The 24,018-nt window shown below is 60.0% G+C and carries 23 protein-coding genes and 2 tRNA genes; 10 read left to right on the top strand and 15 right to left on the bottom strand.

Features of this window, described 5'->3' with window-relative positions; genetic code table 11:
• Window positions 1-61 precede the first annotated feature (61 nt).
• The 7 genes from ilvN to coaD form a co-directional block, all read right to left on the bottom strand.
• On the bottom strand, window positions 62-616 hold the full coding sequence (gene ilvN, locus F7D08_RS06345) for an acetolactate synthase small subunit (RefSeq protein WP_033891554.1): 555 nt from the start codon (window positions 614-616) through the stop codon (window positions 62-64).
• 16 nt (window positions 617-632) lie between these two features.
• Entirely contained in the window at window positions 633-2,573 is a 1,941-nt protein-coding gene (locus F7D08_RS06340) for an acetolactate synthase large subunit (RefSeq protein WP_152209816.1), read from the bottom strand.
• 181 nt (window positions 2,574-2,754) lie between these two features.
• Entirely contained in the window at window positions 2,755-3,543 is a 789-nt protein-coding gene (rnc, locus tag F7D08_RS06335; RefSeq protein WP_226803409.1) for a ribonuclease III, read from the bottom strand.
• A 90-nt stretch (window positions 3,544-3,633) separates the two neighbouring features.
• On the bottom strand, window positions 3,634-3,828 hold the full coding sequence (gene rpmF, locus F7D08_RS06330) for a 50S ribosomal protein L32 (RefSeq protein ID WP_100494607.1): 195 nt from the start codon (window positions 3,826-3,828) through the stop codon (window positions 3,634-3,636).
• Window positions 3,829-3,929: 101 nt separating this feature from the next.
• Window positions 3,930-4,562 (bottom strand): YceD family protein, encoded by a 633-nt coding sequence (locus F7D08_RS06325; protein ID WP_152209815.1) that lies wholly within the window; start codon window positions 4,560-4,562, stop codon window positions 3,930-3,932.
• Between the two features lie 67 nt (window positions 4,563-4,629).
• Window positions 4,630-5,520 carry an ATP synthase subunit B family protein gene (locus F7D08_RS06320; RefSeq protein ID WP_193316219.1) on the bottom strand — a complete coding sequence of 297 codons (891 nt, stop codon included), beginning with the start codon at window positions 5,518-5,520 and terminating at the stop codon, window positions 4,630-4,632.
• Window positions 5,520-6,020, bottom strand: coding sequence for a pantetheine-phosphate adenylyltransferase (gene coaD / locus F7D08_RS06315; protein WP_152209813.1), 501 nt, complete (start codon window positions 6,018-6,020; stop codon window positions 5,520-5,522). The genes F7D08_RS06320 and coaD overlap by 1 nt, the downstream gene beginning before the upstream one ends.
• A gap of 111 nt (window positions 6,021-6,131) precedes the next feature.
• Between coaD and F7D08_RS06310 the strand changes: the two genes are divergently transcribed.
• Window positions 6,132-6,428: a DUF3039 domain-containing protein gene (locus tag F7D08_RS06310; protein WP_152209812.1), complete on the top strand. Its 297-nt coding sequence runs from the start codon at window positions 6,132-6,134 to the stop codon at window positions 6,426-6,428.
• A gap of 204 nt (window positions 6,429-6,632) precedes the next feature.
• On the opposite strand, the gene F7D08_RS06305 is transcribed toward F7D08_RS06310, so the two are convergent.
• Window positions 6,633-7,643 carry an aldo/keto reductase gene (locus F7D08_RS06305; protein WP_152209811.1) on the bottom strand — a complete coding sequence of 337 codons (1,011 nt, stop codon included), beginning with the start codon at window positions 7,641-7,643 and terminating at the stop codon, window positions 6,633-6,635.
• Window positions 7,644-7,894: 251 nt separating this feature from the next.
• On the opposite strand from F7D08_RS06305, the gene F7D08_RS06300 reads away from it, so the two are divergent.
• A complete protein-coding gene (locus tag F7D08_RS06300; RefSeq protein WP_152209810.1) occupies window positions 7,895-8,323 on the top strand; it encodes a MerR family transcriptional regulator in 429 nt (142 codons plus the stop codon).
• Between the two features lie 11 nt (window positions 8,324-8,334).
• On the opposite strand, the gene F7D08_RS06295 is transcribed toward F7D08_RS06300, so the two are convergent.
• Both F7D08_RS06295 and F7D08_RS06290 read right to left on the bottom strand, forming a co-directional pair.
• Window positions 8,335-9,003: a TenA family protein gene (locus tag F7D08_RS06295; protein WP_193316218.1), complete on the bottom strand. Its 669-nt coding sequence runs from the start codon at window positions 9,001-9,003 to the stop codon at window positions 8,335-8,337.
• A gap of 219 nt (window positions 9,004-9,222) precedes the next feature.
• A complete protein-coding gene (locus tag F7D08_RS06290) occupies window positions 9,223-10,545 on the bottom strand; it encodes a nicotinate phosphoribosyltransferase (protein ID WP_152209808.1) in 1,323 nt (440 codons plus the stop codon).
• 105 nt (window positions 10,546-10,650) lie between these two features.
• On the opposite strand from F7D08_RS06290, the gene F7D08_RS06285 reads away from it, so the two are divergent.
• The 4 genes from F7D08_RS06285 (at window position 10,651) to F7D08_RS06270 (ending at window position 14,184) form a co-directional block, all read left to right on the top strand.
• Window positions 10,651-11,277, top strand: a complete 627-nt coding sequence (locus F7D08_RS06285) for a Pr6Pr family membrane protein (RefSeq protein WP_152209807.1) — start codon at window positions 10,651-10,653, stop codon at window positions 11,275-11,277.
• Window positions 11,278-11,376: 99 nt separating this feature from the next.
• Entirely contained in the window at window positions 11,377-12,141 is a 765-nt protein-coding gene (gene rph / locus F7D08_RS06280; RefSeq protein ID WP_193316217.1) for a ribonuclease PH, read from the top strand.
• A 43-nt stretch (window positions 12,142-12,184) separates the two neighbouring features.
• Window positions 12,185-12,850, top strand: a complete 666-nt coding sequence (locus tag F7D08_RS06275) for a non-canonical purine NTP pyrophosphatase (RefSeq protein WP_152209805.1) — start codon at window positions 12,185-12,187, stop codon at window positions 12,848-12,850.
• A gap of 59 nt (window positions 12,851-12,909) precedes the next feature.
• Window positions 12,910-14,184 carry an aminoacyltransferase gene (locus F7D08_RS06270; protein WP_152209804.1) on the top strand — a complete coding sequence of 425 codons (1,275 nt, stop codon included), beginning with the start codon at window positions 12,910-12,912 and terminating at the stop codon, window positions 14,182-14,184.
• Between the two features lie 133 nt (window positions 14,185-14,317).
• On the opposite strand, the gene F7D08_RS06265 is transcribed toward F7D08_RS06270, so the two are convergent.
• The 3 genes from F7D08_RS06265 to F7D08_RS06255 form a co-directional block, all read right to left on the bottom strand.
• Window positions 14,318-15,319: an AEC family transporter gene (locus F7D08_RS06265; RefSeq protein WP_152209803.1), complete on the bottom strand. Its 1,002-nt coding sequence runs from the start codon at window positions 15,317-15,319 to the stop codon at window positions 14,318-14,320.
• Between the two features lie 438 nt (window positions 15,320-15,757).
• Window positions 15,758-15,838 (bottom strand) — tRNA-Leu (locus F7D08_RS06260).
• A gap of 78 nt (window positions 15,839-15,916) precedes the next feature.
• Window positions 15,917-15,989, bottom strand: a tRNA-Thr gene (locus F7D08_RS06255).
• A 469-nt stretch (window positions 15,990-16,458) separates the two neighbouring features.
• Between F7D08_RS06255 and pgi the strand changes: the two genes are divergently transcribed.
• The 4 genes from pgi (at window position 16,459) to F7D08_RS06235 (ending at window position 20,471) form a co-directional block, all read left to right on the top strand.
• Window positions 16,459-18,159 (top strand): glucose-6-phosphate isomerase, encoded by a 1,701-nt coding sequence (pgi, locus tag F7D08_RS06250; protein ID WP_100494596.1) that lies wholly within the window; start codon window positions 16,459-16,461, stop codon window positions 18,157-18,159.
• 366 nt (window positions 18,160-18,525) lie between these two features.
• Window positions 18,526-19,434 carry a DUF362 domain-containing protein gene (locus F7D08_RS06245; protein ID WP_226803408.1) on the top strand — a complete coding sequence of 303 codons (909 nt, stop codon included), beginning with the start codon at window positions 18,526-18,528 and terminating at the stop codon, window positions 19,432-19,434.
• 17 nt (window positions 19,435-19,451) lie between these two features.
• A complete protein-coding gene (locus tag F7D08_RS06240; protein WP_152209802.1) occupies window positions 19,452-20,036 on the top strand; it encodes an ECF transporter S component in 585 nt (194 codons plus the stop codon).
• Between the two features lie 6 nt (window positions 20,037-20,042).
• Window positions 20,043-20,471, top strand: a complete 429-nt coding sequence (locus F7D08_RS06235) for a DUF1893 domain-containing protein (RefSeq protein ID WP_152209801.1) — start codon at window positions 20,043-20,045, stop codon at window positions 20,469-20,471.
• Between the two features lie 310 nt (window positions 20,472-20,781).
• On the opposite strand, the gene F7D08_RS06230 is transcribed toward F7D08_RS06235, so the two are convergent.
• Window positions 20,782-22,362 (bottom strand): alpha-N-arabinofuranosidase, encoded by a 1,581-nt coding sequence (locus tag F7D08_RS06230; protein WP_152209800.1) that lies wholly within the window; start codon window positions 22,360-22,362, stop codon window positions 20,782-20,784.
• 105 nt (window positions 22,363-22,467) lie between these two features.
• Window positions 22,468-23,730, bottom strand: a complete 1,263-nt coding sequence (locus tag F7D08_RS06225; RefSeq protein WP_152209799.1) for an MFS transporter — start codon at window positions 23,728-23,730, stop codon at window positions 22,468-22,470.
• Window positions 23,731-24,018 lie beyond the last annotated feature (288 nt).

Genomic DNA, 24,018 nt, shown 5'->3' with positions numbered 1-24,018 from the left:
TGGCGAACGCTCAGCGTACGTTTAGTGAGGCAATTGGATTGGGCTTTTGGGCTGGAACGGCTCAGCGGCCAGTGACTTCGGAACCGATTACCTTTTCGCTCAAGGCGCGTGGGCCGCGGGTCACGGCCACGGCACCGGAGCGCACCAGCTCGATCACGCCGTAATGCTCCAAAAGTCCGAGCAACGCATCGATCTTGCCTTCAGCGCCGGTGGCCTCAATGGTCAGGGACTCCGGGTTCACATCCACCACGCGCACGCGGAACAGGCGCACGATCTCAAGCACGTCGGAACGGTTGGACTGGTTGGCCGCCACCTTGATGAGCACGAGTTCGCGCTCCACGGTGGAATTCGGGTCCAACTCCACGATCTTCAGCACGTGCAGCAGCTTGTTGAGCTGCTTGATGATTTGCTCGAGCGGCACGGCCTCCACGTCGGCGGTCACGGTCACACGGGAGATATCCGGACGCTCGGTGGGGGAGACGGACAGGGAGTTGATGTTGAACGCACGGCGGGCGAACAGGCCGGCGATACGAGCCAGTACGCCCGGGCGGTTCTCCACCAGCACGGACAGGGTATGACGCTCAGAACCCGGCTGGGATGCAGGATAAATAGCCATCGTAAATCTTCTCCCCTCAGTGCTCGTTCGCAGCGGAATCGTCGGCATCATCGGCACCGGTTCCCGGAGCCGGCGTGCCACCGATTAGCGGCTTGATGCCAGGCATGTACGTCACTTCATCATTGGAGGCGCCAGCGGCGACCATCGGCCAGACCATGGCATCCTTCCACACGCGGAAGTCGATGAGCACCGGACGATCGTTGATCTCGTTGGCCTTCTTGATGGCGGCGATCGCCTCATCCTCGGTGAAGGCGCGGATGCCAACGCAGCCATAGGCCTCTGCCAGCTTGATGAAGTCCGGAACCTCGAGCGGAGCATCGCCGGCGGTCAGCTGGGCCTCGCCCTCGGTGCCGTGGGCCTCGCCGTCCTTCAGGTTGGTCTGCGAATAATGATGGTTGTAGAACAGGGTCTGCCACTGGCGAACCATGCCATATACGGAGTTGTTCAAGATGGCGATCTTCACTGGAGCATGATCGAGGAATGCGGCGGCTAGCTCTTCGGAGGTCATCTGGAAGGAGCCATCGCCATCAATCAGCCACACCGGCTTCTTGCCGTCGAATTCGCGGGCCGAGCCCACGGAAGCGCCGATGGCGGCCGGCAGGCCATAGCCCATCGTGCCGAGACCGCCGGAGGAAATCCAGGAGTGCTGATTCTCGAAATCGATGAACTGGGAAGCCCACATCTGATGCTGGCCCACGCCGGTGACCCAGATGGTGGAGGGGTCGGCGAGCTCGGACAGCTGCTTGATGACCCACTGCGGAGCCAAGGAACCATCGGTCGGCTCATCCCAGGTCATCGGGTACTTCTCGCGCCAGCCATCGATGGCGTCCCACCACGGCTTCAGGTTCGGCTTGCCCACGATGGCCTGCGTACGCTCGATTTCCGGAATCAGATCATCCAGCACTGTAGCAACATCGCCCACAATCGGCACATCAGGCTGACGGTTCTTACCGATCTCAGCCGGATCGATATCGATATGAATCACGCGAGCGGTCGGTGCGAAGGCGTCCAACTTGCCGGTCACGCGATCATCGAAGCGAGCACCAATAGCCACCAGCAGATCAGCGCGCTGCACAGCGCCAGTGGCTGCGATCGTGCCATGCATACCCAGCATGCCGAGGTTCTTCGGATCGGTGTCCGGGATGATGCCGCGGGCGGGCAGGGTGGTGACCACGGGGGCACCGGTCAGATCGGCCAGAGCCTTGACCTGCGCGCCGGCGTTGGAACGGGCCGCGCCGCCGCCCACGTACAGCACCGGGCGGTAGGACTTGGAGAACAGCTTCGCGGCATCCGAGAGCACGCGACCGTGCGCCTTGGTGGTGGGGTTGTAGCCGGGCAGGATCATGCGCTGCGGCCAGGAATAGTACATTTCGCCGGTCTGCGCAGTCTTGGTCAGATCGACCACGACCGGGCCGGGGCGGCCGGTGCTGGCGATGTGGTATGCCTCGGAGAGCACGCGCGGAATATCCTGCGCGCAGGTCACGAGGAAGGAATGCTTGGACACCGGGTAGGTGATGCCCACGATATCCGCCTCCTGGAAGGCATCGGTACCGATGGCGTTCACACCCACCTGGCCGGTGATCACCACCATCGGCACGGAGTCCATGTTGGCGTCCGCGATGGCGGTGACCACGTTCGTGGCGCCCGGGCCGGATGTCACGATGCACACGCCCACCTTGCCGGTGGCCAGCGCATAGCCCTCGGCGGCATGGCCGGCGGCCTGCTCGTGGCGCATCAGCACGAAACGGAACTTCGTGTTGCCGTTAATCTGATGATAGACCGGCAGAATCGCGCCGCCGGGGATGCCGAACACATCTTCGACTCCCAGGTCCTCCAGCGAGCGGACCAGCGCCTCGGCGCCGGTCATCTTCTCACCGTCGACAATGGTCTGCTTATCCGTGGCCGCAGTGGTTTTGGGCACGCCACTGAAAGCCTGCAAAGGCGTGGGTAAAGCCATGATTCCTCTCACCTCATAATTACGCGATTAACCGCGTCGAACCGCTCGGCAGTGGAATAGGAGCCGGGGTCACGCTCATCTCATTCCGGCCGGTAGTCTGGGCTTGTGGCTCAGCATGCGGCTCGCTGCTCATGTTGTGGTATTAGTTGGTATCAGTCTATTCGTATCGCTGACAGCGGGCTTACTTAGTCCGCTTCTTGAGAGCGTCGGACTTGTGCTGGCGGTCAAGCGCCTTCCAGCCTGCCTCTGCGGCGGCCAGCTGCGCCTTGCGCTTGCTGGATCCTTTGCCGACGCCGATGATCTGGTCGTTATCACCCAGGCTGGCCTTGGCGGTGAACACCTGGGCGTATTCCGGACCGGAGACCTCCATGTGGTAGACCGGCTCCGGCTTGCCCAGTTCATGGGCCTTGACGGTCAGTGAGGTCTTCCAGTCCAATGCCGGGCCTTCGGTTGCCACTTCGGCAAGCGTATCGTCAATCAGGCGATGCACCACCTTGCGTGCCTCGTCGATGCCATGTTCCAGGAAGGTGGCGCCGATCAGCGATTCGACGATGTCGCACAGAATGGAGTTCTTCTCGGCGCCGCCCTGTTCGGCCTCGCCATGGCCCAGCAGAATGTAGGGGCCGACCTTGAGCTTGGTCTTGGCGATGGCGCTCAGCGCGTCCTCGGAAACGGCCTTGGCGCGCATCTTGGCCAGCTGGCCCTCGGTCATGTCCGGGTGGAGCTTGAACAGCGTTTCGGTGGAGACAAGCTCCAGCACGGCATCGCCCAGGAATTCAAGACGTTCATAATTCAGCGCGCCCGGGTTCTCGTGGGAGAAGGAGCGATGGGTCAAAGCCTGCACCAGCAAGTCGGGGCTGATGGTGGTGCCCAACGCCTCCAGCAGTTCGCTGGCCGGCGTGTAGTCGGCATCCTGGGTGCTTACGCGCACGTGATGTTCGGCCGATGTTTCAGCTGAGGTTCCAGTCATAGTTGATGCACAATCCTTCGCGATGATTGATATGCGAAGACCCTGCCACCCGTCGATGGCAGGGTCTTCATGAAGCCGTTATCGCAGGGTTCACTTGGTGTGAGCCGGCTGGATGGCGGAGCGGTAGGTGCGGCCGCGGTAGTTGCCGCATGCCGGGCAAGCCATGTGCGGCAGGGCCGGAGCGCCACAGTTCGGGCAGTTCACGGTCGCAGCAGCGGTGGCCTTCCAGTTCGCGCGACGCGAATGCGTGTTGGCGCGAGAGGTCTTGTACTTAGGCAGTGCCATTTGAGTATCCTCTGTTTCGTTCGAACAATTGAGCTTAAGCGTCCGTTATCTTAACGCATGGCTCGTACAAACGCCAAACGCGTTTGCTCGTCTAGGCTTCCTTATTCGCCCTGCTCAGCCTCCAGCTGGGCTTTCAGCGCCGCCAGGCCAGCGAAACGGATATCCGTGGACTCGTGGTGGTGCTCTGGGTTCTCGTTCAGATCCACGCCGCACTGGGAGCACAGTCCCTTGCAATCCGGCTTGCACAGTGGCTGCAGCGGCAGGGATTCCACCAGCGTGTCGCGGATCATCGCTTCGATGTCCGCAAATGCGCCATTCTCCAGCAACGGATAGGTATCTTCGGACTCGTCCTCGCCGGCGAAGATCTCCACTTCCTCGTCTTTGCCGCTCTTGCCGCCTTTACCCTTGCCGCCGCGGGCCGCGTTCTTATCCGCCGCGGATTCATACGGGAAGAACACGGTGACGTTCACCGGCCAATCCTCGTCAATCGGCTTCAGGCAACGAGTGCATTCACTGACGAACGGTGCGACGAGCCGACCGGTGAAGATCAGTCCGTCCACAATCGAATCAAACTGGCCGCTGACGTGAACTGGCGCACCCTCCTTGATGCCCACAATATTGTCACCGATGCCGCTCGGTGCCGGGAAATCGGCGTCAACCGGCTTGGACTGGCCGGCTCGGGAGGCAATCTGCGCTACCGGAATAGCCCACGGGGAATCCTCAACTCGTGCCATATGCGTGCTGTGCCTTTCGTGCTTTGTTGTGCTAACTGCACTTCGTGCTGTGTGTGATGCTTATGCGTTACTGCGCTTCAGGATAATCGTTCAGCGTGATGTTCGGCATCTTTTCCGCTGCCGCACGTTGCCGCTCGTTCAGTACATTGAGGCCGGCCTGAACATCCTGATTGAGCTTGGCGAGCTGTTGGGAGAGGCCTTCCATCACGGTGGTGCAGTACTGGTCGGCGCCTTGGGTCAGGTGATCCGACTTGCTTTGCGCCTGCTCCAGAATCGCACGCGCCTTTTGACGGGCCAGTTCGGTTACGTTCTCCTGACCGGCCAGGAATTGCGCCTGTTCGTTGGCCTCCTTGATCATATCCGCGGCACGGCTTTGCGCGGATGCCACAACCGCATTGGCCTGCGTTTGCGCAGATTCCAGACGACGCTCGGCTTCGCGCATCAGCGCGGATGCGCGTTCCAGCTGCACGGGCAGCAGCTTCTTCAATTCGTTGAGCTGCGCGGTGAACTCGTCACGGTCCACGCGGACCATGCCGGGCGTGAAAATGCTGGTCTTGGCTTCGGCGAGCATGGCGTCCAGTTGATCGATGACGTCATACACGGTGGTGAATTCCTCTCGGCTCTTCTCCGCCGGGGAATCGGGATTCAACGTTTCTCGCAGATCGGGAAGCGCATCCATGCTGAATCGTGGTTTGCCTGCGTTTGTGCTTTCGCTGGCAACCGTCGACGCTGTGGCAGATGATGCTGCGGCTGCCGCAGGTGCAGCGTTCTCGGGATGATCGACATGCGGTGCGCGCGAGGTGGCGGCCGGCATCACGATGGAGGCGGCTTCGGTGGGAGGCAAGGGCGCCTGGTCCGCAGATGGGGCTGCGCCGGTCGCCGGGTCTGGCTCCTGCGGTGCCTGCTCCGGCTTGGTCAGGTCAACGTATCCGGTGGGGTGATCGTCACTCATGGTCATCAGTCCTTCTTCTGACTTTCCTTCGTCAAGGCCTCGGCAAGCATCGGCACCACGCAATCGGGCACCATGCCGGTCACGTCGCCGCCGTGCCGTGCCACGTCTTTGACAATGGAACTGGAGATATGTTCAAGAATCGGGTCAGCCGGCAGAAACAGGGTCTCCACTCCGGCGAGTTTGCGATTGACCAAAGCCATGCCAAGTTCGGCCTCATAATCGCCGTTCTGGCGCAGACCCTTGACGATGACGCTTGCTCCGACCTTTTTGCAGTAGTCGGTGATGAGCCCCTCGGTGGATGAGACGACCACGTTGGTGCAGCCGGCCTCCTTCAGGGCATGGCGAATCACGTTGACTCTGGTGGCTTCGGAAAACATCGGTGTTTTCGCGGCGTTGACAGCCACCACTACGTGAACCTCATCAAAAAATCGCGCCGAGCGCTCGATTACATCCAAGTGGCCGGCGGTTACGGGGTCGAACGAGCCGGGGCATACTGCGATAGTCATGACTTCTAGACTACATCGTTCGCCGGTAACGACGGGAATCTATGATGGAATGCGGATATCCGTCGATGACGGACGCTGTATGCCGTTGTATGCCAAGGAAAGAAGTACGCCATGAGCCTGAATGTTGCAAGCTTTGCTGATGTTGCTGAGCCGCTGAGGAACCCGGATCAGTCCGCAGGGACTTCGGTGCTGGAGCGTCCGCAGGTTGAGGAGTCGCCGGTTCGCGATGATGGGGGCGACGCGGATCGATTCGCGCATTACGTGTCCCGCGATCGTATCGCCGAGTCCCGCGCGACCGGCCGTCCGGTCGTGGCCTTGTGCGGCAAGGTGTGGGTGCCGAAGCATGATCCGTCCAAGTACCCGGTCTGCCCGGATTGCAAGCGCATTTATGACGAAATGATGGCGTGAGGCCGCTGCCGGCACCTGCTGGCGTCGGCCGCGTCGGGCCGCGGCGTCTGTGACGGCGTCGCCAGTGCAAAATACGGGCTGGAATGGCCGTTTCCCGCAATTCGCAGCATCAACCGGACGTTTTGCGTGTGCAACTTGTCCTATTTGACGCTGCGAATTGGCGTTTTCGACCATTTCAGCCCGTATTTTGGTTGGATGTACGGCCTAGCGGGCCGCAATCTCGTCAATCAGCTTGAGTTCCTCGTCGCTGAAGTGGGTGTTCTTCAGCGCGCCGATGTTGTCCAGGATCTGCTGCGGCTTGGAGGCGCCGGCCAGCACGGAGGTCACCTTGCCGTCGTGCAGCAGCCAGGCCAGGCTCATCTCCGCAAGCGACTGGCCGCGTTCGGCCGCCAGATTGTTCAGGTCCACCACTTGCTTATGCAGTTTGTCGGTGAGCGCGGAATCGTTGAGGAACCGTGGATCGTGGGCGATGCGGCTGTCGGCGGGAATGCCGTTCAGGTAGCGGTTGGTCAGGAGGCCCTGCTCCAGCGGGCAGAAGGTGATAAGGCCCTTGCCGAGCTTGTATGCGGTTTCCTTCAGACCGTTGTGCTCCACCGTGCGATCGAGGATGTTGTACTTGTTCTGGTTGATGATGAACGGCACGTGCAGCTCCTTGAGGATCGCGGCGGCCTTCTCCATCGTCGGGCCGTCGTAATTGGAAAGCCCCACATACAGTGCCTTGCCGGAGTCCACGGCCTGGGCCAGCGCGCCCATAGTCTCCTCAAGCGGAGTCTCCGGATCCGGGTGATGGTGGTAGAAGATATCCACGTAATCGAGGCCGAGACGTTCGAGCGACTGGTCGAGCGAGGCGAGCAGGTACTTGCGGCTGCCGAGGTCGCCGTACGGGCCTGCCCACATTTCGTAGCCGGCCTTGGTGGAGATCACGAGCTCGTCGCGGTGATGCTTGAAATACTTGGCGAGCAGCAGTCCGCAGTTCTTCTCGGCCTGACCGGGTTCCGGGCCGTAGTTGTTGGCTAGGTCGAAATGGGTGATGCCGTTGTCGAATGCGGTGAACACCAACGACTTCATCTGCTCGAATGGCGTGATATCACCGAAGTTGTGCCAGAAGCCGAGAGACACTGCCGGCAGCTTCAGACCGGAGTTGCCGGCACGGTTGTAGGTCATCGTGTCGTAGCGGTGAGGGTTGGGGGAGTAGGTGGCGGTTGGTTCGAACATGATTGTTGCTCCTATGTAGGTGTTGCCGTTGTTGGCCGCGGACCGATGCAGCCTTGCGCGGGTGGTATGCCTCGATGCATGCCCTATCGTATGCGCCGCAACTGGAACTGCGTGAGATTGCGGCGCGCGACTCGGGGTGTGCTCTTTCGTTGTCGGTTATTATGGTTCCAGTTCAAGTGAACTTGAATGCAAATGCTGGGTGACACGTCGGCGTGTCGCGTGGCATTTGCGCATCGGAGAAGGAGCAAGGCATGTCATACACGATTCGGCAAGTGGCCACGCAGTTTCATATGCAGCCATCCACGCTGCGCTACTACGAGGATCAGGGATTACTGACGAACGTGGGGCGCACGGAAACCGGGCAGCGTGTGTATGAGGATTGCCATATCGACCGGCTGCGCGCCATCTGCTGCTTCAAGAACGCCGGTATGACGATTGATGATTTGAAGAAGTTCTTCGTATACGAGTCCAATGAGCCGGAACATATCGATGAGATTCTGGAGCTTCTGGAATCCCGTCGCAAGGCGTTGGATGAGCAGCGTCGCGCACTCAATGAGGCGGCCATCCATGTGCAGCGCAAGCTCCACTATTACGGCGATATCAAGCGCGCGATAGACGCGGGCGAATCCTTGCCGGATTGGAAGAACTACAAAACCCGCGTCTATTCAATCGACTGTTAGAAGAGTGAGGCTTACTTGCCGGCGTACGGATCGTTGAAGAAGCCGAGCTCGTACCTGACGGCGGTCTGGAAGCGCTCTCGCAGCTCAGGGTCGTTCGGGTCGGCCACGCGGTTGAATTCATTGATAAGGAAGTCGACCCATTCGGTGAAGTAGTCGCCGCGGTGCACGTCCACCCAGCCGCGATGTTCGGGCTTGACCGGCAGCTTGCGGCCGTGGTCCGTGGCGCGCTCGGCCCAATCAAGGTACAGGCTTTCGGCCACCACGAGCACGGCGAGTCCGTCCGCGTACGAGCGGGTCTTGATGGTGTCGGTGTACAGCTTCTTGAATCCCAGGCTGGCCGGAGCCAGTTCGGGGTGCAGAATCTGGTCCTCGCTCACACCGTACTGGTCGAAGCGGTCCTGGAAATACGTGTCTTCGTCGGCGGCGATGAAGCCGAGCTGTGCGGCGAGACGTACCTTGGCCTTCATCGTGTCGGCGCTGGCCAGCACCTGGCCGATCAGGGAAAGGAAGTCGCTGGCGAACTGGTAGTCCTGAATCAGGTAGTCACGCAGCACTTCCGGAGCGATGGTCTCGTTCACGAGCTCCTTGACGAAACGGTGGTTGACCGCCGCCTCCCAGTCGTTGTGAGTCAATTCGCGCAGCTGCTCGTAGGGGGTCTTGATGGAACTGGTTTCGGTCATGATTGGAGCCTTCCCTCGGATTGTTGGTTGTGCATTGGCCGCCGTGGTGGCGGCATGCCCCTTCGCGCGCCAGTCTACCGGCATACGCCATGCTGCGGAAGAGGCATGCGCTATGACTTACAACACTGTGGTTTCTGTAGCCGAATCGTTCAACGAATAGCCCGGTGGGCTATTCGTAGATGAGGGGAGCGGCTATGCCGCGACGGATTCCTACGGAAATCACAACACTGTGGTTTCCGTAGGAATCACGGGCTCGCCCTTCATCAGGCTCTGGGCGGTGATGGGCAGCTCGGCCAAGGCCTTGGCGCGATAGTCATGCGCGGCCATGATGGCGTCGTGCCCCTGCCACTGGGGGTCGGTCTTGCCGTGGTCCACAAAGGGCACGAGCAGATTCTTCCACGACGGATCGGGCGTGAAGCCGGCGAGCTTCTCCTCCGAGCCGGAGATCACATGCTCGGCCTCGGCCAGCGAGTACTCGTACGAACGGTAGGCCAACTTGCGGCCCGGCACCGTGGCCTTGTCCTTCGACTTCTTGGCCACGGGCTGCATCGTGCCGTCCGCGCCTTCGCGCTCGGTGAGCTTGTATACCATCGCGCAGGTCGGAGCGCCGGAACCGGTGACCAGCATCGTGCCCACGCCATAGGAATCCACCGGTGCGGTCTGCAGTGCGGCCAGTGCGTATTCATCCAGATCATTGGTTACGGTGATCGTGGTGTTTGTGGCGCCCAGCGCATCCAGTTGATTGCGCACGCGTTGTGCCATCGCGGCCAAATCGCCGGAGTCGATGCGAATGCCGCCGAGCTCCGGACCTGCCACCTCGACGGCGGTCTTGACGGCCTCCTCGATGTTATAGGTGTCCACCAGCAGCGTGGTGTTCTTGCCGAGTGCAGCGATCTGCGATTCGAACGCGTCGCGCTCGGAATCATGCACCAACGTGAAGCAGTGCGCGGCGGTGCCGATGGCTTTCAAACCGTAAAGCTGGGCGGCGAGCAGGTTCGCCGTGCCCTTGAAGCCGCCTACCACTGCGGCGCGTGCGGCGGCGACTGCAGCCCATTCGTTGGTGCGGCGGCCCCCCATATCCATGCAAGGTCGGTCCTTGGCAGCGGACACCATGCGGGACGCGGCGGATGCCACGGCGGAATCATAATTCAGGATGGACAGAATTAGCGTCTCCAGCAGCGTGCACTCGCCGAACGTGCCCTCGACCTGCAGGATCGGGGAGTTCGGGAAGAACATCTCGCCTTCGCGGTAGCCCTTGATGGAGCCGGAGAAGTGGAAGTTCTCCAGCCAGTTGATGGTTTCGGGGCTCACCACATGGCGGTCGGCGAGGAACTTCAGATCCTCGTCGTCCAAGTGGAAGCGCTCGAGCTCGTCCAAAATACGTCCGGTGCCGGCCACCACGCCATAGCGGCGGCCTTCGGGCAGATGGCGCGTGAACACCTCGAACACGCACTTGCGGTTCGCGGTGCCGTCCTTGAGCGCGGCGTCGAGCATCGTGTATTCATACATGTCGGTCATCAGAGCCGGCGAATAATCGACCATTATCGGGCCTTTCAAATTTGCTTTTCTAGTAATAGTAAAACTGACTATAAGTGTAGTCCGTGGATTGCCCCACTGATTGCCGAATGCGCGGGTAGACTCGCAGTCATGAGATTCATCGCGGCATTATGGCGACTGGCCATTGCGGGTTTCTGCTTCGTGGGCACATATGAGGCTTGGTCCAAGCCGCAGTATTGGGTGTATTTCACCTTCCAAACCGGTTTCGTGCTGGGCGTCGTGATGCTCTGGGCCGGGGCCGCTACGCTGCTCAAAGGCATACAGCCGCCCGCATGGCTTAAAGGATGCGTGACGCTCTACGCCATCGTGACCGCATTGGTCGCGTTCCTCCTGATGCCACCTGACGATCCCGCCTACGTGCCGCAGATCATTGGCATTATGACCAATACCATGCTGCACAAAATCGCTCCGGTCATGGCGGTGATCGATTTCCTGCTGTTCGACCCGCATCGCCGATTCCGTTGGCATTACATGTTCTCGTGGCTGCTGTACTTCCCCTTGTACCTGACATTTGTACTGATGCGCGCGGCGCTGTGGCCTGATTCCGGGCCAGCCGCCGGCGGCAGCCCATATCCGTATGAATTCATCAATGTGAATGCGCTTGGCTGGCAGGGGTTTGCGGTGAGCTGTGGCAAACTGGCGCTCGCGTTCGCGGCGCTTTCCTTGGTGGTATGGGTGTTCGACCGTGTACTGCCCAAAAGAGCCTTGGTCGGCTGATTCCTGTGCGGCGCATTCCCGGGTCGGCGCACAGGCCGGTGCGCAATCGTCGGGAACCTCGCGATTCGCGCGTGAACCGGGTGGCGTATGCTGGGCCTCATGGCTGAAATTAAAGATTTGCTTCCCAATCATCAGATTATTCGTGCGGACGGCCGTGCTGTGGACGAACTGCGCCCGGTTCGCATCACCCGTCATTTCACCGATGCTCCGGAAGGCTCTGTGCTGATCGAATGCGGCAACACCCGCGTGATGTGCACCGCCACCTTCACCCCTGGCGTGCCGCGCTGGCGCAAGGACTCCGGCCTTGGCTGGGTCACCGCCGAATATGCGATGCTGCCGCGCGCCACCTCCGAGCGCACCGATCGTGAATCCGTCAAGGGCAAGCTCGGCGGCCGCACCATGGAAATCAGCCGACTCATCGGCCGCTGCCTCAGGGGCGTCGTCGATATGAAGGCACTGGGCGAGAATCAGATCCAGTTGGACTGCGACGTGCTGCAGGCCGACGGCGGCACCCGTACCGCCTCCGTGACCGGTGCGTATGTGGCCTTGGTCGATGCGGTCAACTGGGCGGAGAAGAACCACCACATCAAGTCCGCCGCCAAGGTGCTCAAGGACACCGTCTCCGCCGTGTCCGTGGGGGTGATCAACGGCACGCCGATGCTCGACCTGCCTTACATAGAAGACAGCCAGGCCATGACCGATATGAACGTGGCCATGACCGGTTCCGGTACGTTCATCGAAATCCAGGGCACCGCCGAACACCGTCCGTTCAACCGCGCCGAACTTGGCACCCTGCTCGACCTCGCCGAGAAGGGCAACAAGGAGCTGCAGGCCGCCCAGCGCGCCGCTTTGGCCCTGGACTGATCGACTTCGCGAATCGAATGAACGATAAGGAGAACATCCCCACATGAAACTCGTCGTCGCCACGCACAACGAAGGCAAGCTGGTGGAAATTCGCCGCATCCTCGAAGAGGACCTCGGCGAAGACGCCGCGAACATCGAGCTGGTCTCCGCCGGCAGCCTGCACCTGCCCGATCCGGTGGAAACCGGCGTCACGTTTGAGGAGAATGCGCTGCTCAAGGCACGCGATGTGGCCAGCCGCACCGGCCTGCCCGCCATCGCCGACGATTCCGGCCTGATCGTGGACGTGATGGGCAACGCCCCGGGCATCCTGTCCGCTCGCTGGGCCGGCGCGCATGGTCATGACAAGGCCAACAACGCGCTGCTGCTTGCTCAGATCGAGGATATTCCGGATGACAAGCGCACTGCCCGATTCCGTTGCGCGGCGGCGTTGGTCGTGCCGGATACGAAAGCCGGCATCGCATCCGAAGTGGTCAAGCTCGGCGATATGGTCGGTCGTATTATTCGCAAACCTCGAGGCGAGCACGGTTTCGGCTACGATCCGTTGTTCGTTCCTGATGACCAGCCGGCCGGCCGTACCAGCACCGAACCTGATCATGAAGGCGAGCCGCTGACCAGTGCCGAAATGACTCCGGCCGAAAAGAACGCGATCTCCCACCGTGGCAAGGCGCTCAAGGCCTTGGTGCCTGAAATTGAAGCGCTGCTGAGCTAGGTCGCGGTCCGGCAGCGGACGCGATTTGAACAATGCTGAAGACAAATAAGTAAAGGACAATGTCGATGACAGCGAACAATAATGGGTCGCTTCGATACTCGCCCATTAGCGGTGAGCAGTTGGATTCGTTCTCGCGCACGTACCCCCAAGGCAATTTCCAACAGTCCCTCGATATGGCCCGTCATGTGACCAACACCGGTCGAATCGCTGATTATATGGGCGTCTGGCGTGGCGAGGAGCTGGTTGGTGCGACCGAAATCGTATATACGCGCAGCCGGTTTGGCTTGGAAGGCTCCGTATGGCTTGGCCCGCTGTGCGACCCGGATGATGCCGATGTGCTGAAGACCATGACCGACGCCATTCGAGATTCGGCCCGCAGGCATAAGGCCATCAAGGTGACGGCTTGGCCATGCGCTGTATATTGCAGGCGTGATTCCGAGGGCAATCCGGTAGGCAGCGCCGATGATGCCCTGGTGGAGAATTACAAGGCCCTGGGGTGGCGGCATGCTGGTTTCACCCGTGGCTATGGCTCTGTGATTAATCGCTGGGTGTATGTCAAGGATCTTGCAGGCATCGCCGATGAGAAAGCGCTGCTGAAATCATACGACAAACGTACTCAGTGGAGCGTGAAGCGAGCGTCTTCCATGGGCGTTCATGTGCGTGAAATCGGCGAAGATGAGCTGAACGTGTTTTCGGAGATTGAACGTCAGACCGCGAATCGCCGTAATTTCGCCGCTCGTGATGAGCAATATTTCCATCAGTTCAAGCATGCGTTCGGCGATGATGTCCACTATATGCTGGCCGAGATTCATATTGCCGAATATGTGGCCGACATGCAGCGCAAGCGTGAAGCGTTGCAGGCGAAAGTGGCCAATCTCCAGACCAAATACGATGAGCATCCGACGACCAGGACCGAACGCCAGCTGGGCGAGGAGCAGCGCAATCTGGCGGCGGCCGAAAAGCGTTTGGCTGAGGCCGCTGAATTCGCGAAGGGCGGGGATGTCCTCCCCGCAGCGGCGTCCATGTTCGTGGATCATCCGCAGGAACGCGTGTACCTGTTCTCAGGAAGCATCGAACAATATAAGCCGTTCTACGCATCCGCATTGATTCAGCACGTGGCGATGACGCAATGCCTGGAACGCGGCATCACTCGCTATAATTTCTACGGCATTTCCGGTGTGTTCGATGACCCTGACGATGAAGGCCGCGGCGTACTGGAATTCAAGCAGGGATTCAATGGCTATGTCGAAGAGTTGCCGGGAGAATTCACATTGGACGTCAATCCGTTCATGTGCGCGGTGAGTCGTTTGGTGCATAAGCTATTGAATCGATGATTGGCTGAATGCATTCATGCGAAAGGGCTGGTATCTGCTGGTTGTGGCAGGTGCCAGCCCCTTTCGATGGGATGTGAAGGAAAACGGAGTTGTATGTGCCCGTGCGTCCGCGCGTGTTGCCGGAGCGAGCCGTTCACACGCCCATCAGCGCATGCGCGATAGCCATCAACACCAGTGCGATAATCGCCGTCAATGCCAGTGAGAATCCGGCGAGCTTGGCGTTGCCGAGCACTTTGTCGGTGAACAATGTGGAGAAGATGGCGATCGGGGCGAGGCTGGCGATCACCGCCACGGCTCGGATGGATGCGCTGAACGGCAGCAGGAACCATGCGGCGAGGGCGAAGATGATGCTGAACGGCAGTCGCCAAGCCACCACAGCCAGCACTTCGCGCACATCATGCTTGGACTGCGGCAGATCCATGAGCATGCCCACCATCAGCATCGACATCAGCGCGTTCGCGCCGCTGAGTGGTTCGCAAAGGGTGGCGATCCAGCCTGGAATTTTCACATTCAAGATTGTGAGCGCAATCATCAGCAGATAGGTGTCGAACGGCACGGATCCGAAGAAACTTTTGGCGATGGTGCGCAGGAGTGCGCGCCGGGCCAGTCGTTTCGCGTCGCGATCCTTCGGCTTCTCGTACGGTAGGGTAGGCGCTGAACCGGCATGCTGTTCGGCGAGTGTTTTGCCCGGCTGGATGTGCAGCAGCTGCTGGGTGAGCACATTGGTGCCGGCAGCCACCATGATGCAATTGCCGATATCGAACATGGCGGCAGGCACCACGGCTCCCGCGCCCCAGAACGATTGCACAACCGGGAAGCAGAAGCAGCCGAGGTTGAATCCCGCGCCGTTGAGCATCAGGAATGCGCGGTCGGTGACGTTGCGCTTGCGTGTGGCGATGAAAATGCACACCACGGGAATGAACGAGCAGAAGAATGCGAACAGCGAGATCCACAGCAATGAAATGTCATGTGGATTCGTGGCGAACGAGTAGACGATGGCGCCGGGCAGCACGATGTTGAATTCCGCGGTTTGCAGGACTCGGTAATCCTTCTGCCCGAAGAGGCCAAAACGCCGAAACAGGTAGCCGGCAAGAATGATCAGCAACAGGCCGACTGGCGTAAGTATGGCAGACACAGCTTCTCTCCCTCGATTCGCGTACGGGTTTCACTATCCTCGCCGTGGAGGACGTGGGGCGTAGGGCGCTGGGGGATTTCTCACACCGCGGACAATCTTCGACTGTAGGTTTTCCAACACCGACTGTAGGTTTTCTGACGTTGACTGTAGGTTTTTTGACACTGACTGTAGGTTTTTGAACGAATTCCGTCAGAAAACCTACAGTCAGTGTTCAAATTCCTACAGTTAGTGTCAAAAAACCTACAGTTATATGGGCGTATATGGGCATTGGACATTAGACATTAGACATTAGACATTAGACATTAAACATTAAACGGTACTGTTTGGGTGAATCCTTATTGGTGTACTGTCACATTTTTGGTATATCTCCGCCGTCTTAGGCGCCCGGCAGGCTCTTCTTTCATTGGAATGCCGCCGTTTTCGGGCTGTAGTAGAGGGTGCGCGAGATGGGACTTGAACCCACACGTCAAAGACACAGGAACCTAAATCCTGCGCGTCTACCAATTCCGCCACTCGCGCGTTGTGCATATCACTTGCACCGATTGAAGCAGGGCGATATGCAAAACCCTAGGCGGATGAACCGACCTAGGGCAGTCGAGCCACTTGTCAGAATCGAACTGACGACCTGCTCATTACGAGTGAGCCGCTCTACCGACTGAGCTAAAGTGGCTTGTCTCGCGGAAAGCGTTCGCTAACCGCGCACAAGATAATGAGTATAAAGCACACTGTGGAAAAACGCTAATCGGACGTGTTCTTGCGATGTCATGAAGGTCGCAGACGTCGTGAACGTCAGGAACTGGCTCGGTTTGATGCTGGCCTTATGTCGAGTGATTTGAGTATCGAGTGCCGGATGGAGGTACTCTGAAAAACCGTAGGGCTTTTGTGGGGTTCTGCGCTGATGGTCGCCGTGTCTGATCGCGGATGAGTCGACTCAGGAAACGCCGGGCGATTCGCTGCCAATGAGTGACCAAACGGTAACTATATATAGGTTTCTGGCGCATGCAACGTAGTTCGGTTCTACGACACTGACTGTTTTTGTTCTGTTCATGTCCGAATTTGTGAGTATTCTGTTTGGTGATACGGGGCATATCCGAACTGTGTGCGAGGGTGCTCCAGTCACCGAGGAAAGGAAAATTCCAATGGCAATCAATCCTCCTGTTGACGCCACCAAGACCCCTGCATGGGTTGCGCTGCAGAAGCATTATGATGAACTTCAGGCCGAAGGCATCGACCTCAAGAAGTGGTTCGCTGAAGATCCCGATCGCGTCAAGGAGCTGAGCTTCGACGCAGGCGACCTGCACTTCGACCTGTCCAAGAACCTGATCAAGCCGGAAACCCTGCGCCTGTTCACCTTCCTCGCCGACGAAGTCAAGCTCGGCGACCGCATCAAGGCCATGTACACCGGCGTGCACATCAACAACACCGAGGATCGCGCTGTGCTGCACACCGCGCTGCGCCGCCCGGTCGAGGATGAGGGCAAGTACATCGTCGACGGTCAGGACACCGTCAAGGACGTGCGTGAGACCCTCGACAAGATCTACGCTTTCGCCGACGACGTGCGCTCCGGCAAGTGGACCGGCGTGACCGGCCGCAAGATCGAGACCGTGGTCAACATCGGCATCGGCGGCTCCGACCTGGGCCCCGTCATGGCTTACGAAGCCCTGAAGCCGTACGCTGACGCCGGCATCTCCGCTCGCTACATCTCCAACATCGACCCGAACGATCTGGCTGAGAAGACCAAGGGTCTTGACCCGGAGACCACCCTGTTCATCATCGTTTCCAAGACCTTCACCACCCTGGAGACCCTGACCAACGCTCGCGAAGCCCGCACCTGGCTGCTTGAAGAGCTCACCGCCAACGGCGCCATCGCCGAGGGCGACGAAGCTCAGCGCGCTGAGGCCATCAAGAAGCACTTCGTGGCTGTCTCCACCAACCTGGAGAAGGTTGAGGAGTTCGGCATCGACCCGGCCAACGCATTCGGCTTCTGGAACTGGGTCGGCGGCCGTTACTCCGTTGATTCCGCCGTCGGCACCTCCCTGGCTGTGGTCTTCGGCCCGGCTCGTTTCGAGGAGTTCCTGCACGGCTTCCACGAGATCGACGAATACTTCGCCAAGACCCCGTTCGAGAAGAACGTCGTCGTGCTGCTCGGCATGCTGAACGTTTGGTACCGCAACTTCTTCAAGGCCGCTTCCCATGCCGTGTTGCCGTACGACCAGTACCTGCACCGCTTCCCGGCCTACCTGCAGCAGCTGACCATGGAATCCAACGGCAAGTCCGTGCGTTGGGACGGCACCCCGGTCACCACCGAAACCGGTGAGATCTTCTGGGGCGAGCCCGGCACCAACGGCCAGCACGCCTTCTACCAGCTGATCCACCAGGGCACCCAGCTCATCCCGGCCGACTTTATCGCGTTCGTCAACACCCCGAACCCGACCAAGGACGGCGACCAGGACGTGCACGAGCTGTTCCTCGGCAACTACCTGGCTCAGACCAAGGCCCTCGCCTTCGGTAAGACCGCCGACGAGGTGCGCGCCGAGGGCACTCCGGAAGAGATCGTCCCGGCCCGCGTGTTCACCGGCAACCGTCCGACCACCTCCATCTTCGGCGTGGCTCTGACCCCGTTCTCCCTCGGTGAGCTGATCGCTCTGTACGAGCACATCACCTTCGTTGAGGGCACTGTGTGGGGCCTCGACTCCTACGATCAGTGGGGCGTTGAGCTCGGCAAGCAGCTGGCCAAGCAGATCACCCCGGCCATCTCCAAGGATGACGAGGCTCTGGCCGCTCAGGACGCTTCCACCCAGTCCCTGATTGAGTTCTACCGCAAGAACCGCGAGTTCTGATCTCGCTTTGCTCGCGTTCCTTCCTGGCTCCCTCTGACGAGGGAGCTGTCACCGATAGGTGACTGAGGGAGAGACCAAGCCCGGCAACGTCATGTTGTCGGGCTTTTTGCGTAAGTGAAGCGATGTGAAATGGCCAAGGAATGGTCCTGCGACTGTGCTCATTTTGTTTTCCGTAATTTGTTGCACTGAGCCATTGTCAGTGCAACAAATTACGGAAATCAGGGCCGTCTCCCCGAATTTCTTGCACTGAGCGCGTCTGAGTGCAAGAAATTCCGGCTGAAGCCAATGATTTCCCAAATTTCTTGCGGTGAGGCGTTCCGAGTATCCTTATAGCTGGATGCGACCAATGCGGCAAGGAGGCAGCACATGGTGGAAACGCATAATCACGACACCGACTACCCGATGGCGGCCAACGTCTACTTCACACGAGACATCAGCCCGGCCGGCCTCATGCGCGTCTATGAGGCGCTCGGCGCTCGCCCGCAAGGCAAGGTGGCCGTCAAACTCAGCTCCGGCGAAGGTGGCAACACACATTATCTGCAGCCGGCGCTCATCAAAGACCTGGTGCAGCACCTGAACGGCACCATCGTGGAGTGCAACACCGCCTATCCCGGCACGCGCGATATCTCCGCACACCACTGGCAAACCATCAAGGACCACGGTTTCCTCGACATCGCCCCTTGCGACATCCAAGATGAGGAAGGCGAAATCGAAATCCCGGTCGGAGGCGGCAAACGCATCACCGGCGACATCGTCGGCTCGCACTTCCCGAACTACGACTACTACGCCGTGCTCTCCCACTTCAAAGGCCATATGATGGGCGGCTTCGGCGGTGCGCTGAAGAACATATCCATCGGCATGGCCTCGTCTAACGGCAAGAAACGCTTGCATTCCGGGCAGGACGAGATCCTGCCCAACCCGTTCAGCGGCGATCAGGATGCCTTCCTCGAGGCCATGGCCGAAGCCGCCACCGCCGTGTTCAACGCGCTCAAAGGCAATATGCTCTTCATCAACGTGATGAACAACCTCTCCGTGGACTGCGATTGCGATGGCAACCCGCACCCGCCCGTCATGGCCGACATCGGCATCTGCGCCTCGCTTGACCCGGTGGCCGTGGATCAGGCTTGCGTCGACATGGTCTACGTTTCGCACGACAACAAGGAACCATTGATCGAACGCATCGAATCCCGCCACGGCATCCACACCATCGAGCACGCCGTGGAAATGGGCCTGGGCTCGCGCGACTACCATCTCGTCGACCTCGATCAGCGGTAAAAAAAGGAGCTTCCGTTATGCAAGCCAATGCAACCACGTCACGCACATACGCGTTGCCGTCCATCAAATTCCAGACTGCAGCCGCCGCGCTCGCCGTCATCGCCGCAGTGGCGCTGCCGCAGATTTTTCACGTAGCCGGTGCTGCGCTTGGCCTCGGTACGGCCCTCGGCCAAACGTTGCTGCCGATGCATCTGCCGGTATTGCTGGTCGGTCTTTTGGCCGGCCCTTACGCCGGCGTGGCCACCGGCGCCTTTGCGCCGATCATCAGCTTTGCGCTGACCGGCATGCCGATGGCTCCGATGGTGCCGTTCATGGTCATCGAACTTGCGGCATACGGCCTGTTCGCCGGTCTGCTGCGCGGGATGAGTCTGCCGGCGTCCATTCCCTCGCCCATCGCTTGGCTGATCAAACTGCTCGGCGCGCAGGTCGCCGGCCGTGTGGTCGATGCGATCGCCATCGCCGTGGCTGTCTATCTGCTGGGCAATGCTCAGATGTCTGTTGCCTCGGTTGCGGCTGCGGTCGTAACCGGTCTGCCGGGCTTGATTCTGCAATGGATTGCGATTCCGATGATTATGTTCGCTGTGGATCGCAAGCGTGATTGAGCAATTATGTCCGATATCGAGCAAGCGAAAGCTCTGCTGCGATCCGACTCTGCGCTCGGCTGTGTGGCCTGCCGCAGTGGTGCTGGGATCCTGACCGGCACTGGCCGAGGAGTGCGGCCACTGTTGCAATGGCTTGCTGCCGGGCAAAGCTTGGCTGGCTACTCTGTTGCCGACCGCGTAGTCGGCAAAGGCGCTGCACTGCTCTATGCCAAGCTCGGTGCCAAAGCCGTGTATGCCGAAACGATGAGTGAAGCAGGGTTAGCGACCTTGCAAAGCAAAGGCATCGCAGCCTTGTACGGCACCTTGGTGCCGATGATTCTCAATCGTGCCGGCACCGGCATGTGCCCGATCGAGCGGTCAGTGACAGCCATCAGCGACCCGGCCGCCGCCGAGGCCGCCATTCGCGCAGCCGTAGCCCAGCTGATGCGAGGCTGACTCGCGGCTACTCCATGTCGAGCGGCTGTTTGCTGGTGGGACGGGGTGGACCTTGGAAACCAGGAATAGCTGGGAACGATCGTGATCGGCAGTCGCGCGCCCACCAGTGACTCCGCGCGTCCGTCGGCATACATTTCCGCGGTGTCAATCAGGGTGATGCCTGTGTCCAGGCCAGCGCTGAATCGCATGTCGAAGCATAAGAAAATGGCGGAATCGCAATGATTCCGCCATTGTTCGTTTGAGAGCTTATGTGCGATTTCCCCTCGCACGGTTCCAACGCCGACGCCGAACTGTGCGGGGACTGGGAGACTCACGCCTTGAAACGCACCGCCGACCAAGCAATGCTCGGCAGCTCATAGGTCACCGAAGCGCCATCGGCAGCCACCGTCAGCTCCTGCGGCGTCACGGCCAGCGGATTTGCGGCCGTGTTCTGGCGGTATGGATCGTCGTCATGCAGCACCTCGGCATGCGTCACCGCAAAGCGAGCAGCATCCACGCCTGGCAGGGCCGAGACGTCAATCGACACCTCATGCGCGGCATCCGGGTCACGGTTCACGGCCAGAATCAACCCTTCGCGCGTCTCCTCGTCCCAAGTCACCACGGACTCCAGCGCCTGCACGTCGCCATACGTCGCAGTATGGAATGTCGGTCCATCGACCTCAGGGGCATAGGCCACGCCGTGAGCATGATTGGCGACCTCGGCGAACGGATAGTAAATGGTCTGCTTCCAAGCCGGACCGTTCTCCTCGGCCATGATCGGTGCGATCACGTTGACCAGCTGGGCGCGCGACGCGGAACGCACGCGGTCGCAATGCTTGAGCAGCGTGATCATCAGCGAGCCCTCAACCACGGCGTCGGACGCGTTGTACACATCCTCGAGCAGATGCGGCGCCTTGGGCCACGGTTCGGTGTGCAGGCCTTCGGTCTCGGCGGCCTTCCACTCAGCCTCCTGCTTCTGCCAAACGTCCTGATACCACACACCCCATTCGTCGAAGGAGATGGCGATGTCCTTCGTGCCGTGGTTCTGCTCGCGCGCATAGTCAGCGCAGGAGGCCACGGTGGCGATGAATTGCTTCATGTCTTCGGAAGAGGCGAGGAATTCGCGCATGCCTTCCGGCTTGTGCGAATCATGATCGTGGTCGTAGTAATAGGCGTGCGCGGAGACGAAGCTCAGATATTCGTAGGCGCGGGTGAGCACGGTCTTCTCCCACGTGCCGAAGGTTGGCATCTGGGCGCTGGAGGAGCCGCATGCCACCATTTCCAGGCCGGATTCGGCGAGCTTCATGGCGTGCGCCACCTTCTCCACGCGGCTCGCGTACTCCTCGGGGGTCATGTGGCCGACCTGCCAAGGGCCATCCATCTCGTTGCCGATGCACCACATGGCGATGTTCATCGGCTCCGGAATGCCGTTGGCCACGCGGCGGTCGGCAATGGTGGTGCCGGGGGCGCCGTTCACATACTCAAGTTCGTCAAGTGCCTCCTGCAGGCCGCGGGTGCCCATGTTGACGGCGAGCATGATTTCGGTGCCGGCCTTCTTGCTCCAGTGGTAGAAGTCGTCGATGCCGACTTCGTTGGTTTCGGTCTGGTGCCAGGCCAGTTCGCGGCGCACCGGGCGCTTCTCGCGCGGACCGGTGCCGTCTTCCCAGCGGTAGTTGGAGACGATGTTGCCGCCCGGGTAGCGCACGCAGGTGACGCCGAGCTCCTTGACGAGGTCGAGCACATCCTTGCGGAAACCGTATTCATCGGCGGTGGGATGGGTCGGCTCGTAGATACCGCCGTACACGCTGCGGCCGAGCTGCTCAACGAACGAGCCGAACAGGCGGCGCGGAATATCGGCAACCGGGGTGAATGCTGAAATTGAAGTTGCGCTGGATTGTGGAGTGGTGCTCATGGTGCTGTCCTTAGAGGAGAAAAGTCATCGATGACTGAAAGATTACTGGAGCCAAGCTCTGCTCGGCGGCAAGGCTTGGCTCATTGGTAATCGCATTATGATTGATTACTTCACGCGCTTGATCATCATGATCAGCAGGCCGCCGATCACGCAGATGATGGTTTCGGTCGGGAAGATGGCGCGGTAGCCGAGGATGTTGATCACACCGGCGGCGATCATCGGGCCAAAGACCTGGCCCAAGGTGTTGGCCATGTTGATGATGCCCAGATCCTTGGCGGCGGTCTTCGGGTCGGGCAGCACGGCCACGTTCAGTGCGCCGTCCACGGCGTTGTAGGCGCCCATGCCGATGCCGGCGACCAGCGCGTAGGCGAGCATGGTCCACGGCTCGGCGGCGATGAACGGGAAGAACGCACCCACGCCGAGCATCACGGTGGTCACGGCGACCGGGGCCTTGAGACGGTGGAACTTATCGGCCAGCGGGCCGGCCACGGCGCAGAACACGATGCCGGTGATCATCAGAATCACGGACATGATGGAGACGGAGTTTGCTGTGGCCTTGTCGTCCAGCTTCATGTAGTCGGTAAAGATGTACAGCTGGTAGCCCACAATCACGTACTGGCCGGTGACCATGAGGATTTTGCCGGCGAGGGCCAGGTAGTAGTCGCGGCAGTTCTGAGTCGGGAACATGAAGTTCTGCTTCAGTGTGTCGAGATCGAACTTGGCGCGCGGCTCGTCGAGGTTGCTGGGCTCCTTGGCGATGACTGCGGAGAGAATGCCGCCGATTACGGCGAACGCGGCGAGCACCTGGATGCCGGTGCCCACATTGCCGAGGAACTGGGAGGCGATGATGCCGGAACCGTAGTTGCCGAATGCCATGCCGATGCCGTAGAAGGAGGAGATGGTGCCGCGCCAGCGCGGGGCGACGCGGTCGGAAAGCTGGGCGATCATCGGAGCGACGACTGCGTTCAGCACGGCCTGGTAGACGGCCCACACGCCGAGCAGCACCGGGATGTTCGGAGCCATGGAAAGCAGCCACAGCAGTACGCCGGAAAGGATTGAGCAGATGACGATCCATGGCGTGCGCTTGCCGTGCTTGGTGCGGGTGATGTCGGACAGTGCGCCGGCCAGAATGTTGGCGATGGTGGCCACGATCATGGCCACGGCGGAGAAGGTGGCCACCAAGGTGACCTTGTCGTTCGGAGCGAGCTGCTGGATCTTGGCCGGCAGCAGGGTGACCGAGGTGCCGACGTATGGGCCGAGCCAGCAGGCCGGGCCGATGACCAGCGCCCAGCCGATGCGGGTGGGCAGCTTGGGCTGCGATTCGTTGGTGACACCCACCGTTGCGGTGGACGCTTCGTTGGAAGACATGGGGAAGTCCTTTCTTCTGTTGTTCCCAGTGGTGACAACGCTGCACTACACGGTTAAGAAACTTTCTCTATTTCAGAGAAACTTCGTTGTTTATTTGTGACTGTAATACTGCGTAAGTACGGTGCAAAAATACGGCGTGTTTATTGGAATGTAGCCGATTTTTGAGGTTTTATGACTTTCTTGACAATGAAAGAAAGTTTCTTAAAAACTTTTCCTTTGCTGGGTGATGGCCTTCGAAGAGCTGCAGCAGGATTGGCGGTGGGCCATGCTGTGCCCAAACTGCGCTAT

Origin of the sequence: Bifidobacterium cebidarum, from assembly GCF_009193305.1 — a bacterium.
GTDB lineage: Bacteria > Actinomycetota > Actinomycetes > Actinomycetales > Bifidobacteriaceae > Bifidobacterium > Bifidobacterium cebidarum.
Note: the sequence above shows the minus strand (reverse complement) of the source record. Positions and strands in the feature narration are given on the sequence as shown.